Origin of the sequence: Halomonas sp. H10-59, from assembly GCF_040070555.1 — a bacterium.
In the GTDB taxonomy this organism is placed as follows: Bacteria; Pseudomonadota; Gammaproteobacteria; order Pseudomonadales; family Halomonadaceae; genus Halomonas; species Halomonas litopenaei.
Map to the genome: position 1 here is coordinate 2,131,691 of NZ_CP098828.1, position 17,444 is coordinate 2,149,134.

A 17,444-nucleotide genomic window follows, 5' to 3' on the forward strand; every position below is an offset into this window, starting at 1 on the left:
ACTGTGCTTTAAAGAATCGTTGTTGAGATAAAGCTTAGGCAAGATTGCGCCGCAATGATGCAGGTGACTGTCGTCAAACGCGCGTGCAACAATCGTATTTTCTGCTGGCAAGCCAGGCTGCTGGTATTCACGACGAGCCAAGGTGTCCATCACGAGTTTCGCCAGTGCAACAAGGCGGTGCGCAGTTCGGCGACGGTGTGCGACGCTCGAGACGCTGTAGAATGTCGCGAGGGGCCTGAAGGCGACGCGGTTGGGTGATCCGAGGAAGCGAGCCCGCAAAGGAGTAGTTGGCATGACGAAAACGAGCGACCGGTCGCCGTCGGGGCGCGTCACCATCACCGACGTGGCGCGCGAGGCCAGGGTGTCGATCGCGGCCGTGTCACGCGCCATGAATCCCAACGGCAGCAGCTCCCCCGAGATGCGCAGCAGAATCCTCGCGGTGGCAGACAGTCTTGGCTACAAGCCGAACCGCCTGGCGCGTGGCATCAAGTCGCGCTCCAGTCTGATCGGCATCCTTGTCACCAACTTCGAGAACCCTGCCTATCTCGCCATTCTCAGCGAGTTTTCTTCCGCCATTCAGCGCTACAACTGCCACACCTTGTTGATCAACGTGAATACCGCCAAGAGCATCGAGGAGGCCGTCTCCCTGGTGATGGAGTATCACGTGGATGCGCTGATCGTGACGTCCGCCTCGGTGCCTGCCGAACTGGTCGAAGCCTGCGAGCAGCACAGGACCCCGGTGGCGGTCTTCGGGCACGATGCGCCGGATTCCGGCGCTCTGGTGGTGACCTGTGATGACGAGGAGATGGGGAGGATGGCGGCGGATCACCTCCTGGACAGCGGCTATTGTCGACCGGCCTATGTCGGAGCCTCTTCCAACGAGCAGGCCACCCAGGATCGCCTGCGTGGTTTCTCGCAGCGACTCGAGCAGCGTGGACAGCGTCTGCATGGCCATGCCGAAGGCCTGAGGCACAGTTACGAGGCAGGCTACACGGCCACCTGCGAGCTGCTGAACAGCACCCCCGGTATGCCCGACAGCATCTTCTACTTCGATGACATCATGGCCTGTGGTGGGCTGGATGCGATCCGCCATGACTTTTCGTTAAGGGTCCCCGATGACGTCGGCGTGGTCGGCATCGATGATATTCAGTTTGCCTCCAGTCGGTCGTTTGACCTGACGACCATTCGCCAGCCGTTCAGTGACATGGTGGAACGGACGGTGGCGGGGCTTTTCGAGCGTGTGCAGCGGCCCGCCGTGTCAGCCGATCGCGTCCTGTTGCCCTGTCATATTGTCCAGCGCAGCACGACGCGTCGCATCACCTGAGGATGCCGTCTTTCCCGGTTGTCCGTGGGCAGGCGGGATGGCTGATCGAGTGTCCGTCGATGGCTAGGTCAGTTGGCGATATCTCTGAGTAAGGTCTTCGCTTTTTCTCGCTTCTGGTATTTGCAGCCAATCCCGTCATTTCTTGAACTCTCCTTTTTGCCGCCCCTGAATAGGGCGGTGTCTCGGCAGTGAGCCCTCAGCCTGTACGCAATGGGGGATCGCACCGAATCATGTGGCGTCGAGGGGAGGGTGTTGCACGCTCCGCATCGACGATATTGGTGTCCTTGTGTCTGGGTATCGCCTATCCAGGTGTAAATATAACCGCAATATTCTTCGAAGAGATTTCTTTGTTATGTAAGAGATCGCTTGGTCAGGTCCGTATTAATCGAGGATAAACGAATCGATACGATGAGTTTTTCGTGAATTAATCCTTGGTATAAATCGAGATGAAAACGTTTTCAAAAGAGTTTTTGATGCGCTAGCCTCGGTCCACATGAAGGAGGGCGCCGATACCAGTTCCATCGATACCAGGTGTCGTCCACTCCAAGCTCCAAGGCTCGAGTGTCTGCCATTCAGCATCGATAAAGTTGATCGATAAAGTTAAGCGATAGCGGCGCTCGATAAAGGCTTTCGGTAAAGGTTCTTGAAAAGGTTCAACACATGACACAGCGACCGATGTCTGACGCCTGCGATACCTCAGCCCAATCTTCCTTGCCGATGGCAGGGCAAGCCTCGCCGCAGGCATCCGGCGAAGCCGGGGCAGCCCGTCCACTGCGACTGGCGATGATCGGTGGTGGCGTTGCGTCGTTTATCGGTCAGGTTCACCGGGCGGCGGCGCAGATGGATGGGCGCTACCAGCTGGTGGCAGCGGCGCTGTCGTCGAACGCCGACCGTTCGCTACAACAGGCACGGCAGCTGGGCGTTGCGCGTGGCTATGGCGACGGCGACACGCTGTTGCGCGAGGAAGCCGCCCGTGAGGACGGCGCCGAGGTCGTCGCCATCCTGACCCCCAATGACTCGCACTTTGCGCTGGCAAGGCTGGCGCTGGAACTGGGCTTTCACGTGGTGTGTGAAAAGCCGCTGACCAATAGCCTGGCGCAAGCGCGGGCACTCGAAGCCTTGGCGAAACGAGGCGAGCGATGCTTCTGTGTGGCCTACGGCTACACCGGCTACCCGATGGTGCGTCAGGCCAGGGCCATGATCGAGGCGGGGGAACTGGGCGAGATTCGACAGCTCCAGTGCGACTACGTCCAGGGTCATCTGGCCAGGATGAGCGATGCCGAAGTGGCGGGGGAAGACTGGCATATGCAAGCCGCCATCGCGGGCGAATCGTTGATCCTGGGTGACATCGCCACCCATGCCTTCCACATGCTCGAGTACGTCTCGGGGCTCAGTACCCGTGAAGTCAGCGCCGATGTGGTCGCCGTGGTGCCCGAGCGCACGGCCCATGACAACGCCAACCTGATGTTGCGTTACACCAATGGCGCCAGGGGCATGATGTGGATCACCCAGGCGGCTGCCGGCGCCGAGCATGGCCTTTGCTTTCGCGTTTTCGGCAGCAAGGGCGGCCTCGAGTGGCACCAGGAAAATCCCGACAAGCTGCTGTTCCGACGCCTGGACGACGCCCCCCAATGGTTGTCCAAGGGCGCGCCAGGACTGCACCCGGCCTCCCGGCGGGTATCGAGTGTGGCCTTTGGTCACCCGGAGGGCTACCGAGAAGCCTTTGCCAGCCTGTACAGCGACCTGTTCGAGGTGATTGATGCCGCGCGTCATGGGACCAGAGCAGCCGACCCCCTGGCGTACTGGTATCCGGACCTCCGTGCGGGGGTGCGCGGGGTGGAGTTCGTGGCGACAGCCTTGGCATCGACCAATGCCAATGGGGAGTGGGTGGCGATGCCAGCAACATCCCCCTAGGCATTTGGCTTCGATACCCCATCAGGGGCTGGATGTAACGCCGCCCCATACGGGATGGCGGTGGTGACACAACAATAACCGGCAGGACGGCCAAAGTGGAGAGGCTGAAGTGCGGCTCAGGAGAACCCCATGCACGCGAAAAATGTGGATGATCTGCGCAGTAATCGCTGGTTCAAGCGGGATGACCTTCGTTCATTCGGACATCGTTCCCGAGTGAAGCAGATGGGCTATTGGGATGAGGAGTTCGTCGGCAAGCCGGTAATCGCCATCATCAATACCTGGAATGATCTCAATACCTGCCACTCCCACTTTCCCGAGCGGGTCAAGGATATCAAGCGCGGGATTACCGCCGCCGGGGGCTTTGCGGTGGAATTGCCGGCGATGTCGTTGGGCGAACAGCTGATGAAGCCCAGCGCCATGATGTATCGCAACATGCTGGCCATGGAAGTAGAGGAGCTCTTGAGAAGCTACCCGGTGGATGGCGCCGTGGTCATGGGCGGCTGTGACAAGACCACCCCTGGCGTGCTGATGGGCGCCATTTCGATGAATCTGCCGACCATCTACGTACCGGCCGGTGCCATGCTGCGTGGCAACTTTCGCGGGCAGGTGCTGGGTAGCGGTACCGATGTCTGGAAGTACTGGGACGAGCGTCGCATCGGCAACATCAGCCAGGCCGACTGGAACGACATCGAGAACGGTATCGCCCGATCGGCGGGGACCTGCATGACGATGGGGACCGCGGCGACCCTGATGTCGATCGGCGAGGCCCTGGGCATGAGCCTGCCGGGCGCCTCGAGCATCCCGGCGGTGGACGCCAACCATTCACGGATGTGCTTCGCCAGCGGCAAGCGGGCGGTGGACATGGTGTGGGAAGACCTCAAGCCCACCGACGTGATGAGCGAGGCATCCTTTGACAATGCCATCGCCGTGGATATGGCAATCGGTGGTTCCACCAACGCCATCATTCATCTCGTCGCCATGGCGGGGCGCCTCGGCATTCACCTGCCGATGGAGCGCTTCAACGAGATATCGCGACGCGTGCCTCTGGTGCTGAACCTCAAGCCATCCGGGGGGTTTCTGATGGAGGACTTCTTCTATGCCGGGGGACTGCCGGCGCTGATGTCGACGATCGGCGAGGAGCTGGCGCTCGACGCCATGACCGTCACAGGCCGCCGCCTCGGCGACAATATCGAAGGGGCAAGGGTCTGGCGACCGGAGGTCATTCACTCGCTTGAGGAACCGGTCAACAGTTCCGGCGGGACCGCCGTGCTCAGCGGCAGCCTGGCGCCCAAGGGCGCCATCATCAAGCCGACCGCGGCCGATCCGCGGCTGCATGTTCACCAGGGGCCGGCCTTCGTGTTCGAGACCATCGCCGAGCTCAAGGCACACATCGACGACGAGGATCTCCCGGTGACGGCCGACAGCGTCATCGTGCTCAAGAACGGCGGGCCGGTGGGCGGCCCTGGCATGCCGGAGTGGGGGATGATGCCGATCCCCGGCAAGCTGCTCAAGCAGGGGGTGCGTGACATGTTGCGCATCTCGGACTCCCGCATGAGCGGCACCAGCTACGGAAGCTGCATTCTGCACGTGACGCCGGAGTCGGCGGTCGGCGGCCCCCTGGCGGTGGTCAGGACCGGAGACATCATCTCGGTGGACGTGCCCAATCGGCGCCTCGACCTGCTGGTCGAGGAGGCGGAAATCCGCCGTCGACTGGAAGACTGGCAGCCGCCGGCAGATCGCCATCCGCATGGCTATGCCGCGCTGTACAAGGCGCACGTGACCCAGGCGGATGAAGGCTGCGACTTCGACTTCGCCAAAGGGGCGCCCGGCAGCATTCCAGAGCCGGACATCTACTGAGCATGGGACAGCGTTCTTTACGTCGCCCGGTACGTCGCCCGGCATGGCCGGAGGCGTTGCCAACAGAGGAGCAGGGGATATGACCAGCGTCGAAGTGCTGATCGAAAGTCGTGCCGAGCTCGGCGAATCGCCGGTCTGGGACGCCGAGACGGGGTGCCTGCTGTGGGCCGACCTCTACGCCCCGGCGATCGAGTCCTGGCGGCTTGCGGATGGTCATCGCCAGCGCTGGGTGTTGCCGGAAACCCTGGGCTCCTTCGGTCGTTGCGACGATGGCCGCCTGGTGGTGGCGATGCGCTCGGGCATCCATCTTTTCGAAGCGGCCAGCGGGGCGCTTGAATTTCTCTGCTGTCCTCCCGGCGAGCCGCTGGCCGGCACACGCTTCAATGACGGCAAGGTAGGCCCCGACGGGCGTCTGCTGGTGGGGACCATGGACGAGCAGTGCAGGTCGCGCCCGCTTGGTTCTCTATACAGCGTGTCCCGTTCGGGCGAGACCACACGCCTGCACCAGGGATTCATCGTTGCCAACGGATTGGCCTGGAGCGCCGACGGCCGCCGTCTCTACTTCAGCGATACGCGCCGCGACACCTTGTATGTCGCCGACTATTGCCTGGAGAGCGGCGCCATGGGGGCGCCCCGGGTCATGACGGTGACCGATCCCGCCGTGCACGGACGTCCCGACGGTGGCGCCACCGACGTCGCAGGAGGGTACTGGAGCGCCGGTGTGTTCGGCGGCGTGCTCAACTACTGGGACGATCGCGGGCGTCTGGCGCGACAGGTATCGCTGCCATGCACGGGGCCGACCATGCCGTGCTTTGGCGGCCCGAACATGAAGACCCTGTTTGTCACCACCCTGCGCAAGGGACTGTCCGAGGCCGATCTGGCGGCGTTTCCGCTGTCCGGCAGCGTCCTTGCGCTGGAGGTCGAGGTACCGGGTGTGCCGGTCTCGACCTTCGGTGGCGCGAGCCGTCACGCCGAGCTGGCGCCGTCTTCCCCTCCGGCATTGTTGTGAGCCCTTTACGGAGCAGAACATGAGAACCAATCGAATTCTGTCGCACATCAAGGAAGGCACGGGCGTGGTCAATGGTTGGCTGTCGTTGCCCTGCGGTTTTTCTGCCGAGGTCATGGCCCACCAGGGCTGGGATAGCCTGACCATCGACATGCAGCACGGGTTGATCGACTACCCCCAGCTGGTGGAGATGTTGACGGCCATTTCGACCACCCCGACGGTTCCGCTGGTCAGGGTGCCGAGCCTCGAGTCGGGGCTGATCATGAAGGTACTGGACGCCGGGGCCTACGGTGTCATTGCCCCGCTGATCAACAGTGCCGAGGATGCGCGGGCACTGGTGGCGGCCTGCCGCTATCCGCCCCTGGGAGTGCGCAGCTTCGGTCCCCACCGCGCCATGCTCTATGCCGGAAATGACTATGTCACCCATGCCAACCACGAGCTGCTGGTGCTGGCGATGATCGAGACCCGGGAAGGCGTGGCGAATCTCGAGGAGATCCTCGCGGTGGAAGGCCTCGACGGTATCTATATCGGTCCCGCGGATCTGGCACTGTCCCACGGCAAGACGCCGGGCTTCGACCATGACGATGGCGAGCTTGACGCCATCATCCAGCGGTTGGTCGATGGCTGTCGCCAGCAGGGAAAGATCGTCGGTATCCATAACGGCAGCGCGGCACACGCCCGCGCAATGCTGGCCCGTGGATGCGATTTGGTGACGGTGTCGTCGGACGCGCGAATGCTGGTGGCAGGTTCGAGCAGCATTCTGCAGGAGATGCAGCGCGAGGCGACAGGAAAGGCAGGTTATTGAGAGCCTTAGGTGTCGCAGATGAAGCAGGACAGAACATCCAGGTGATGTGGAGGGTTTTCGATTGGACAGCTATGCACGGTATCCAAGCCTCGAGGGGCGCCATGTGTTCATCAGCGGTGGGGCGTCCGGTATCGGTGCCAGCCTGGTCGAGCATTTCTGCAAGCAGAAGGCCTGCGTCAGTTTCATCGATATCGACGAGCAGGCGGGCTCACTACTGGGGCAACGACTGCAGCGCCAGGGCGGCCAGGTGGCGTTTACCCGCTGCGACGTGACCGACATCGAAGCGCTGCGGGCGTCGATCGCGCAGGCGGCTGGCGCGTTCGGCCCGGTCGAGGTGCTGGTCAACAATGCGGCGCGAGACACCCGTGTGCCCTTGAGTGAACTGGACGTCGACACCTGGGACGACCTGCAGGCGACCAACCTGCGCCACGCGGTGTTTGCCTGCCAGGCCGTCTTCGCCGGCATGAAGGCGGCCGGGGGCGGGTCGATCGTCAACTTCAGCTCCCCCAGCTTCATGCGGCGTTCACGGGATATCTGTGCCTACTCCAGTGCCAAGGCGGCAACGATTGGGCTGACCAGAACCTTGTCCCGGGACATGGGCGACGCCGGCATCCGCGTCAATACGGTGCTGCCAGGCTGGGTGATCACGGAGCGGCAGAAGGCCCTGTGGTGGAGTGCGGAGCTTGAGCAGCAGGTGCTCGAGAATCAGAGCCTCCACCAGCGCGTCAAGCCAGAGGATATTGCGCGAATGGTGCTGTTTCTTGCCGCAGACGACAGCCAGATGATCAGCGCCCAGACCTTTATCGTCGATGGTGGACTGGTCTAGCCCAGGAGCACCTGGCACGGGTAGCGGGTCAGCCACCGGCTGACGGATTCGCGCAGGGCGCCAGGGCCAGCACGCAGAGGGCAAGTGTCAGCCTCTCTTTTTTGACGACGAATGAAAACGTTTTCACATAGTGCGGCAAGCAGTGCGGCAAGCAGCGCGGCAAGCAGCGCGGCAAGACATGGTGCGGGGAACGTCTGCAGCGGGTTTGCGCTGTCGGTGACAGCAGCGAGCGATATCTGCGAGCGATCACAGTGAACAGAGCATTTATGGGCCAGTCGCCAGCGTCCGGAAGACGGAATTGGTCCGTTCGCCGGTACTTCGATGCAGCCTTCGGGATGACGGGAGAAAGAAATGAAGACGACAAGATTGACGGTGTCCGAGGCCATTGCCAATTTTCTGGCGGCCCAGAAAGTCGAGCGGGACGGCCAGATCGATAGGCTGTTTGGCTGCGGCTTTGCCATCTTTGGTCACGGTAATGTGACCTGCCTCGGCCAGCAGCTCAACCGCATCCAGGACGTGATTCCGTTGTGGCGGGGGCAGAACGAACAGTCGATGGCGATGGCTGCGGTGGCCTATGCCAAGGCCAATCGGCGCGAGCGGATCGGCATCGCCACCACCTCGATCGGGCCGGGCGCGACCAATATGATCACCGCCGCCGGCATCGCCCACACCAACCGGCTGCCGCTGTTGATGCTGGCCGGTGATGCCCATACAAGCCGTCTGCCGGACCCCGTGCTGCAGCAGGTGGAGCACCCTCATCAGCCAGGCTTGAGCGTCAATGACGCCTTCAAGCCCGTCACCCGCTACTGGGATCGCATCACCCACCCGGCGCAGATCATCCAGTCGTTGCCGGCGGCGGTGGCAACCCTGCTGGACCCCGCCAACTGCGGGCCGGTGCTGATCTCGCTGCCCCAGGACGTGCAGGGGCTGGTGTATGACTACCCCGAGGCGCTGTTCGAGGAGCGCGTGCACCGGATTCGCCGCCCGGAAGCCGATAGCCGCAGCATCGACGAGGCCATCGCCTTGCTGAAGAAGGCCGAACGGCCGCTGATTCTGGCCGGTGGCGGAGTGCACTACTCGAAGGCCAACGAGCGCCTGGCGGACTTTGCCGTGCGCCACCGCATCCCGGTGGTGGAGACCATCGCCGGTCGCGCCTCGCTGCTGCAGTCACACCCCTGCAACGCGGGACCTGTCGGCGTCACCGGCAGCGACTCGGCCAACGCCCTGGCACGCGACTGCGATCTGCTGCTGGCCGTGGGTACCAGGCTTCAGGATTTCACCACCGGGTCATGGTCGCTGTTTCGGCATCCGGACCTTGCCATGGTGTCGCTCAACGTGGCACCCACCGATGCGCATAAGCATCGGGCGCTGGCGGTCGTCGGTGATGCCCGACATAGCCTGGCGCGGCTCGATGACGCTCTGGGCGGCTGGCAGGCAGACGCCGCCTGGCTGGACAGCGCACAGGCGCTGGCGGCCGAGTGGAAGGCGCTATGCGCCCGGCGCGGCGAGATCACGCCCGGCCAGGTGGCGTCCTACGCCCAGGTGGTCGCCGCGGTCAATGCGGTGCAGCAGCCGGGGGACACCGTGCTGACCGCCGCCGGCGGTCTGCCGGCAGAGCTCAACATGAACTGGCAGAGCCGTCAGCTTGGCAAGTTCGACATCGAGTTTGGCTATTCGTGCATGGGCTACGAAATCGCCGGCGGCTGGGGTGCCAAGATCGCCAACCCCGACAGCGAGGTGGTGGTGCTGGTCGGTGACGGCTCCTACATGATGCTGAACTCCGATATCTACAGCTCGGTGCTGACCGGCCACAAGATGATCGTGGTGGTGTGCGACAACGCCGGTTACGCGGTGATCGACAAGCTGCAGAACAACAGCGGCAATCCCTCCTTCAACAACATGCTGGCCGACTGTCGCAGTCAGGCAGATGAACTGGTGCGCGTCGACTTTCTCCAGCATGCCCGTGCCCAGGGCGCCCATGGCGAGCACCTTGGCGACATCGCCGACTTCCGCGCCGCCTACGAGCGTGCCCAGGAGAGCCCGCGTACCTACGTCATCGTGGTCGATATCGATCCCACCAAGTGGTCCTCCTGCGACTGCTGGTGGGACGTGGGACTGCCGCAACAGGTGCCCGATGGGGTCGACGCCGAGCGCGTCGCTGCCATGGACGCCGGGCGTGTCCACCAGCGTCGCGGTATCTAGCCACGCCACCGAGCCAGGGCGTGGCCCTGGCTCGGTGACCTGCCACTGACTCACCGGAGAACAACCAATGTTCAACGAGGAACACCAACTCACCCCGCTGCGCTGGGCCATGGTCGGCGGAGGCAGGGGCAGCGAGATCGGCCATGCCCATCGGGCCGCGGCACAGCGCGACGGCCTGTTTCAGCTGGTGGCCGGCGCCTTCGACCTGGACGCCGAGCGCGGGCGCGACTTCGGCAGTCGTCTGGGTGTCGACGCCCAGCGCTGCTACCCGGACTACGCCAGCATGCTGCGTGCCGAAGCGGTACGCGACGATGGCATCCAGGCGGTCAGCATTGCCACCCCCAACAGCACGCATTTCGCGATCGGTCTTGCTGCACTCAAGGCCGGACTGCACGTCATCTGCGAGAAGCCGGTGACCTTCACCGTCGCCGAAGCGCAGCAACTCAAGGCCGAAGCCCAGGCGCGGGGCCTGGTGTTCGGCGTCATGTATGGCTACAGCGGCTATCCCATGCTGCACCAGGCCCGGGCCATGGTGCAGGCCGGCGAGCTGGGCGACATACGCCTGGTCAACATGCAGTTTGCCCACGGCTTTCACAGTCAGCCGGTAGAGCAGACCAGCAGTGGCGCCAAATGGCGCACCAGTCCCGCAGTGTCAGGCCCGACCTACGTTCTGGGGGATCTTGGCACCCACACCTTCCACCTTGGCCAGTTCATCACTGGGCTCAAGGTCGAACGGCTGCTGTGTCATCGCCAGAGCTTCGTGGCGACCCGGGCACCGCTGGAGGACAACGCCCAGGTGTTGTTGCAGTACCAGAGCGGCGCCGTGGGGTCGCTGTGGGCCAGTGCCGTCAATGCCGGCTCCATGCATCAGCAGAAGATTCGCATCGTCGGGGAGAAGGCCAGCCTCGAATGGTGGGACGAATATCCCAACCAGTTGCGCCACGAAGTGCAGAACCAGCCGGTGCGCATTCTCGAGCGTGGCATGGGCTATCTGGCGACCGACGACCCTGGCGTGGCCTGCAATCGTATCGGCGGCGGCCATGCCGAGGGCTTCTTTGAATCCTGGGCCAACCTCTACCACCGCTACGCCATTGCGATGCACGGCGCCGCTGGCGGCCTGTGGTATCCGGACATCGACGACGGCATCGAAGGCGTGCGCCTGCTCGAGTGCTGCGTCGAGTCCGCCGACAACGATGGCGCCTGGGTGGCGTTCTAGCCCTTCGTTGCATCGCCAAGCACGCCACCAACAACCTGAGGACCACCAAGATGCAGATCAAGCTTGCCAATGCCCCCTGTTCCTGGGGCATCGAATTTGCCGACAACCCGGCCAATCCCCCCTGGTTCACGGTGCTGGACGAACTGTCCGGGGCCGGCTTCAACGCCACCGAACTGGGCCCTTTGGGCTACCTGCCCACGTCTTCGGACACGCTGGCCGAGGCGCTTGAGCAGCGGGGGCTTTCGCTGGTGGCCGGCACCATCTTCAAGCACCTGCACGATCCCGAGCAGCGACAGCAGATCCTCGATTACACCCGGGCGACCTGCGAGGTGCTTAAACCCCAGCAGGGTAGCTACATGGTGATCATCGATCACGTCAGCTCGCCACGTACCGATCAGGCGGGGCAGCAGGCCTCGGCCACCCGACTGAGCGACGTCCAGTGGGCGGAAATGATGTGCACCATTCGTCAGGTGGCCGAGATCTGTCACCAGTATCAGGTGATACCGGTGCTCCATCCTCACGCCGGCAGCTACATCGAGTACCGCGATGAGGTCGACCGTGCCATGGCGGAGCTCGATCAGGACCTGGTCAAGCTGTGTGTCGATACCGGCCACAGCCTGTATGCCGGCATCGATCCCGCCGAGCTGATTCGCCACTACGGAGAGCGGGTCGTCTACATCCACTTCAAGGATGTCCAGGCCACAGTGCTTGAGGATGTGGTGGCCCAGGGCACCGACTTCTACCGCGCCATCGGTCAGGGCGTGTTCTGCCCACTGGGCCAGGGCAGTGTCGACTTCGATGCTGTGCGCGAAAGCCTGGCCGCCATCGGCTATCAGGGCTGGATCACCGTCGAACAGGACGTGGATCCGACCAGGGACAACGATGCCCTGGATAACGCCCGCGAGAGTCGCGAGTTCATCGAGCGCCACATTCTGCAACAGGGTTTGGCCGAGGCCTGATGGACAGACTCCTCCCCGTGGCCTGGGCGGCCTCGGTGGGGGGCAGGGGCTCAGCCGTGTGTACGTCATCCGCCAGCGAGATCGGGGTGTGACGTCTTGTCATGCCTGCGCAAGCAGGACTCTTGGTACTACAACAACCTTCAACGAGAGGTCACCATGCCCACGTCACACGATGGCAGCGCCAGCGCTGCCCCTTCACCGGCCGGCGTGTCACCACCGGCCAGTCAGCAGCAACAACTGACATCCACCCAGCTGGTCTATCTGGTCAAGATCATCCTGGTCGCCGCCCTTGGCGGCATGCTGTTCGGCTATGACACCGGGGTCATTTCCGGCGCCATCGGTCCCATCGCCGAGTACTTCGATCTTTCACCCGCCGCCAAGGGCTGGGCGGTATCGTCGGTGGTCATCGGCTGCATCGGCGGTGCCCTCATCGCCGGTTGGCTTTCGACCCTGTACGGCCGCCGAGCGGTCTTTCTGCTGTCTGCTCTGATGTTCACCGCCTCGGCCTTCGGTTCTGGTCTTGCCGGCACCTTTGAGAGCTACATCTGGTGGCGCATGGTCGGTGGCGTGGCCGTCGGCATGGCCAGCGTCATCGCGCCCATGTACATCTCCGAGATGTCACCGGGTTACCTGCGCGGGCGTACCGTGAGTCTGTTCCAGCAGTCGGTGGTGTTCGGCCAGATGGTGGTGTTCTTCGTCAATTACTTCATCGCCAAGGGGATGGCCGAAACCTGGATACTGAATTTCGGCTGGCGCTGGATGCTGGGTTCGGAAGCGGTGATTTCGATTCTTTTCGCGGTGCTGGTTCCCTTCGTGCCCGAGTCACCACGCTGGCTGGTGCTGAAAGGGCGGATCGACGAGGCGCGACGGGTGCTGGGACGCTTCTATCGTCCCGAGGCCATCGAGCAGACCCTCGGTGATATCCAGAAGTCGTTCGAGCGTGGCCAGACGAAACGCAAGGTGTCGCTGCGCGCCAAGGGCACCTTCGGTCTGGTGATGATCGGTGTCTTCATCGCCGCCGCTCAGCAGCTGACGGGCATCAACGTGGTGATGTACTACGCGCCTGACGTGCTGTCGTCGGTGACCGCCAGCAACGAGGATGCGCTGCTGCAGACGTCGATCATGGGGGTCACCTTTGTCGGCGGCAACCTGTTGGGCATGCTGTTGATCGACAAGGTCGGCCGTCGTCCACTGCTGGTGGCGGGTAGCCTCGGCAGCATGGTGGCCATGACCTTCCTCGGCGTTGTGATCGCCGGAGGCGAGGCCGGGCCGGGCGCACTTATCGCGCTGATCGTCTATGTAGTCTCCTTCGCCATCTCCTGGGGCTGCGTGTGCTGGACGCTGATCTCGGAGATCTTCCCCAACGCCATCCGCGCGCGGGCCATGTCGTTGGCGGTGGCAGCGCAGTGGTTCATGGGCTTCATGGTCACCCAGACCTTCCCCATGCTGCGCGAGAATGCCTTCCTCAATGAGCTGACGGGGGGTGGCTTCAGCTTCTGGCTGTATGCGGTGCTGACGCTGATCAGCCTGCTGGTGGTCCTGCGCTACGTGCCGGAAACCAAGGGCAAGACGCTGGAGGAGCTGGAAGACATCACCGCCACACGGTTGAGCAAGCGGCGTCGCGAGCTGACCAGACAAGGCAAGAGTGTCACCTCGGAGTAGTCATCCTTTCACCAGGCAGTAATGGCTGATCGTCACCGCTGCCCCTGCCCCCGTGATAACGGGGCCAGGGGCAGCGTCGTGTTGGCGGGGTTGCCCGGCAGGGATGGGGGCATGGCGTGACGCTATCGTGTGTGGCTATAGCCTGGCGATCGGCAGTTCATCCCAGCGGGTGGTGTAGCCTGAGGTGCGGTGTTCGCACTTGAGCTGCCAGGCCGCGTCCACGCTGGTCTTGCCAAGGCTCAAGGCGCCGCGACCGTGCTTCCGGTTGATCGCGTCCAGGGTGTCCATCAGGCGTTGATTGCGCGCTTGTCTGGCGTCGTCGACGGCAAACAGATCCTGCTGCAGGCTTGTCTTGTCGGCGAGGTCGAGCAGCATCACGCCGGCCTTCATGTACTGGTGTCCTGGGCGATAGATACGCGCAAGCGCCCGGGTCGCGGTTGCCACGATCTCGAGGCTGTCGTCGCTGGGACGCTCCAGCGGAACCACCAGCGAAGGATGGTGCTGGGGCAGATCCTGACGATGCTTGTTGGTCTTCAGAAACACCAGCAGCGCCCGCGCCACGCTGCCCTGACCACGCAGCTTTTCAGCACCGCGGCCGGCGTGGGCGCGCACTGCCTGGCGCAACTGCGCGATATCGTCGGTGGGCCGACCAAAGGAGCGGCTGGTCATGATCCGTTCGCGCGGGGCGCCGACGTCGTCGAGGCGGATGCAGGATTCGCCGCGAAGCTCGCGTACCGTGCGTTCCAGCACCACGCTGAAATGGCGGCGAATATGCTTGGGGTCGGCTTCACGTAGCTGCCAGGCGGACTCGATGCCGAGCTGCCCAAGCCGGGCGGCGGTGCGCCCGGCAACGCCCCAGACCTCGGTGACCGGCAGGCGTTGCAGCAGCGCCCGGGTTGCCGCCGAATCGGCCTCGAGTACGTGGACGCCGTCTGCGCGGGGATCCTTCTTGGCCTGGTGGTTGGCGATCTTTGCCAGGGTTCGGCTGGTCGCCACGCCGACGCCGACGGGAATGCCGGTGTGGCGCATCACCGTATGTCGCAAGCGCCGGCAGTGGGCGTCCAGCCCGGCGGGCGCCATGCCCGCCAGGTCGAGAAAGCACTCGTCGATGCTGTATACCTCGACGGCGGGAGCAAACTCCCGCAGCGTATCGACCACCCGACGTGACATGTCGCCGTAGAGCGCATAGTTGCTCGACAGCAGGATGCACTGCCTGCGCAGCGCGCCCTCGATCTTGAAGGCAGGCATGCCCATGGCAACGCCGAGGTCCTTGATCTCCTGGCTACGGGCGATGACGCAGCCGTCGTTGTTGGACAGCACCCCCACCGGCTTGCCGCGCAGTGAAGGATCGAAGACCCGCTCACAGCTGACGTAGAAGTTGTTGCAGTCGACCAGCGCGATCACCGCGCGACTCCCGCTGCCAGGGCGTGGATATTGTGGGTGACCACGCCCCACAGGTCGCAGTCGCGACCGATGAGTGGGATCGGCGCGAAGGCCTCGTTGGCCGCCAGCAGGTAGGGGCGATTTCCGATATAGCCAAGCTGCTTGCAGGTCAGCTCACCGTCGACGCTGGCGATCAGCACCGAGCCGCTGCGCGGCTCCAGCGAGCGATCCACGATCAGCAGATCCCCGTCGAAGATGCCGAGGCCCTTCATCGACTCGCCCTTGGCGCGCAGGTAGAAGGTGGCGCTGGGGTGGGGCACCAGATGCGCCACCAGATCGAGCTGTCCCTCCAGGTAGTCATCGGCCGGTGACGGAAAGCCCGCGCGAACCTCGGTCGCCGCCAGCGGCAAGGCGGTTGCGGGCGCGTGGGGGTCGACCTTCCCCAGCACCTCCACCTCAAGACTCATGGCACAGGCTCCCGTCGTTGCCATAGGCGCTACACGAAAGGGTTCGCCAAACAAGGGGATGGTCGTCGCGCATGGGGGCCTCCTGAATCGCACATACTGTTTGGATATACAGTATCAGGAGGTGCATGGCTGCGCCAGCACAGGAGGGCGGGGGCAAAGTTGGCTTGGCTACGACCTGGGCCACAGGCAGAGCCCTGTCGGCGTGCGATCCTTTAGCTTAGGAGGGGGAGCCAAATTGGCCTTGCAGGAGGGCGGGGACGTAGAGGTCAGCATCGAGTTGGGGCCAATGAAGGCCAAGCCCGGTGGGAGAAACCTCTATGTCGGCCAGGGCTACTGGCGTAGCGTCGGTGAGACCTTCCACGAGGTGCGACGGGATCGCAAGCTCAAGCCCTGAGTTCAGGTGCATGATGACGCGATGGTTGCGACCGTCGTATCGCGCGGAAACGACGTGGGCGTGATCGCGTTTACAGGCCATGCGGGCCTCTGTCTGCCGGACGTCATCTTCAGTAATGGCCACGTGTCTCTCCTCGTTCGCAGGCGTCTCCCTCCGTGCAGTCATCGATTGTGCCACCATCGCATTCCACAGCATTAGCCGTGGTTGTGCCATCTAGCTTAGCGACCGCAGATCCATCGCAAAGAATATGCGAGACCTGAATGCCCAGTGGGCCACAGGGCTCACCCTGTGGCCCGCTCCCTTCACGCGTACTTGTCGTGCCAGCGCTTGACCGCGATACGTTCCTTGAGCAACTCCAGCATGTCGACCAGCACCTGTTCGGTGATCTGTTCGGTCTCGGGGTCGGTACGCAGCCAGGCGTCGAAGCCGCTGTCGGCCATATGTTCGACCAGCGAGGAGAACTCCCTGGACTTGAGACCGTTCAGGGCTTCATCGACCAGGTGGCAGGCGAGGTCGGACATCGATGACTCCAGGCCCTGGGTGAGCTGGGAGCCCATGGGCAGGCGCTTGAGTCGCTGAAGCTCCGGCGTTTCGGCCAGGGTGCGGGCGACCAGGCCGCGCACGTAGGCCAGCGTCGCGAAACGGTTGTGGTGGGCGATGTCGCCGACCATGGTCTCGAGGCGTTGGCTGACTTCCCGCACCAGGGCTTCCTTGCGCGGCGTGACGATCTTCTCGATGGCCGGTGAGGCCAGGCCGTCGCCGCTGGTGAGTTCCTCCTGGACGTTGTCGAGCAGGCGGATGGCGATACGATCGGTGAGTTCCTCCATCAGGATATCGGCGTACTTGGCGACAACCGAGTAGAGATACCAGCGACGCACGTCGATCAGTCCCAGGCGGTGCAGGCGGTGCAGCAGCGAGATCACACGCAGGATACGCAGCAGGCGGAAGCCGGCGAGGGGAATACACCCCAGCACGTCGTACCAGTGCACGAAGGGGTAGAAGAACCAGCGGTGGTAGCGCCGTTGGTAGATGGCGACGGCCCAGCCAAGCAGTACGTCGAACAGGAAGACGGCGACGAAGGCCAGGTCGATGCTGAAGAAGTTGGCATGGATATGCCGGTCGTAGGCGCCGTGAAGGCCGGGGGCCGCCGCCTCGAAGGCGGCGTTGAGCGGTGGCAGCAGAAACAGGCTGTCGAACAGCAACAGCGCCAGGTTGGCGATCACCAGCGCGATGATGAACAGGTCCCACACCAGATGAGCCCGCTCCAGGGCGGGCGAGGTCGTGCGGGTGGCGGGCATGAGTCCTCCTTGGATGCGTGTGACACTCCATTCTCCACCAGCCTAGAGCGTCCTGGCGTTGGTCGCATCCCCACTTCGCCTTGTGCCAAAGCGTCGTTGGCGCTGTGAGGATGCGGCTTTCTGTCGATGGG

General features: G+C 63.5%; 14 protein-coding genes. 10 read left to right on the forward strand and 4 right to left on the reverse strand.

Annotated features, from left to right (window positions below; all coding sequences use genetic code 11):
* Window positions 1-292: 292 nt before the first annotated feature.
* The 10 genes from NFG57_RS09285 (at window position 293) to NFG57_RS09330 (ending at window position 13,771) form a co-directional block, all read left to right on the forward strand.
* On the forward strand, window positions 293-1,324 hold the full coding sequence (locus NFG57_RS09285) for a LacI family DNA-binding transcriptional regulator (protein WP_348816022.1): 1,032 nt from the start codon (window positions 293-295) through the stop codon (window positions 1,322-1,324).
* A 660-nt stretch (window positions 1,325-1,984) separates the two neighbouring features.
* A complete protein-coding gene (locus tag NFG57_RS09290; RefSeq protein ID WP_348816023.1) occupies window positions 1,985-3,238 on the forward strand; it encodes a Gfo/Idh/MocA family oxidoreductase in 1,254 nt (417 codons plus the stop codon).
* Window positions 3,239-3,367: 129 nt separating this feature from the next.
* Window positions 3,368-5,095 carry an L-arabinonate dehydratase gene (gene araD, locus NFG57_RS09295; protein ID WP_348816024.1) on the forward strand — a complete coding sequence of 576 codons (1,728 nt, stop codon included), beginning with the start codon at window positions 3,368-3,370 and terminating at the stop codon, window positions 5,093-5,095.
* Window positions 5,096-5,174: 79 nt separating this feature from the next.
* Entirely contained in the window at window positions 5,175-6,104 is a 930-nt protein-coding gene (locus NFG57_RS09300) for an SMP-30/gluconolactonase/LRE family protein (protein ID WP_348816025.1), read from the forward strand.
* Between the two features lie 19 nt (window positions 6,105-6,123).
* Entirely contained in the window at window positions 6,124-6,906 is a 783-nt protein-coding gene (locus tag NFG57_RS09305) for an aldolase/citrate lyase family protein (protein WP_287164525.1), read from the forward strand.
* A 61-nt stretch (window positions 6,907-6,967) separates the two neighbouring features.
* A complete protein-coding gene (locus NFG57_RS09310) occupies window positions 6,968-7,732 on the forward strand; it encodes an SDR family oxidoreductase (protein WP_348816026.1) in 765 nt (254 codons plus the stop codon).
* A 351-nt stretch (window positions 7,733-8,083) separates the two neighbouring features.
* Window positions 8,084-9,934 carry a 3D-(3,5/4)-trihydroxycyclohexane-1,2-dione acylhydrolase (decyclizing) gene (gene iolD / locus NFG57_RS09315; RefSeq protein ID WP_348816027.1) on the forward strand — a complete coding sequence of 617 codons (1,851 nt, stop codon included), beginning with the start codon at window positions 8,084-8,086 and terminating at the stop codon, window positions 9,932-9,934.
* A gap of 67 nt (window positions 9,935-10,001) precedes the next feature.
* The gene (locus NFG57_RS09320; RefSeq protein ID WP_348816029.1) at window positions 10,002-11,150 is read left to right on the forward strand and encodes a Gfo/Idh/MocA family oxidoreductase; all 1,149 of its coding nucleotides are present in this window, start codon (window positions 10,002-10,004) and stop codon (window positions 11,148-11,150) included.
* Between the two features lie 50 nt (window positions 11,151-11,200).
* Window positions 11,201-12,109 carry a TIM barrel protein gene (locus NFG57_RS09325; protein WP_045994832.1) on the forward strand — a complete coding sequence of 303 codons (909 nt, stop codon included), beginning with the start codon at window positions 11,201-11,203 and terminating at the stop codon, window positions 12,107-12,109.
* 156 nt (window positions 12,110-12,265) lie between these two features.
* Window positions 12,266-13,771: a sugar porter family MFS transporter gene (locus tag NFG57_RS09330; RefSeq protein WP_083970647.1), complete on the forward strand. Its 1,506-nt coding sequence runs from the start codon at window positions 12,266-12,268 to the stop codon at window positions 13,769-13,771.
* 135 nt (window positions 13,772-13,906) lie between these two features.
* Here the strand turns inward: NFG57_RS09330 and NFG57_RS09335 are convergent, their stop codons facing one another.
* The 4 genes from NFG57_RS09335 to NFG57_RS09350 form a co-directional block, all read right to left on the reverse strand.
* Complete coding sequence (locus NFG57_RS09335; protein WP_348816030.1) at window positions 13,907-15,175, reverse strand: Y-family DNA polymerase; 1,269 nt, start codon at window positions 15,173-15,175, stop codon at window positions 13,907-13,909.
* The gene (gene umuD, locus NFG57_RS09340; RefSeq protein WP_348816032.1) at window positions 15,172-15,621 is read right to left on the reverse strand and encodes a translesion error-prone DNA polymerase V autoproteolytic subunit; all 450 of its coding nucleotides are present in this window, start codon (window positions 15,619-15,621) and stop codon (window positions 15,172-15,174) included. Before umuD ends, NFG57_RS09335 begins: the two co-directional genes overlap by 4 nt.
* A gap of 217 nt (window positions 15,622-15,838) precedes the next feature.
* Window positions 15,839-16,228 carry a DUF2442 domain-containing protein gene (locus tag NFG57_RS09345; protein WP_348816033.1) on the reverse strand — a complete coding sequence of 130 codons (390 nt, stop codon included), beginning with the start codon at window positions 16,226-16,228 and terminating at the stop codon, window positions 15,839-15,841.
* A gap of 89 nt (window positions 16,229-16,317) precedes the next feature.
* Complete coding sequence (locus tag NFG57_RS09350; RefSeq protein ID WP_348816034.1) at window positions 16,318-17,313, reverse strand: ion transporter; 996 nt, start codon at window positions 17,311-17,313, stop codon at window positions 16,318-16,320.
* Window positions 17,314-17,444: the final 131 nt, after the last annotated feature.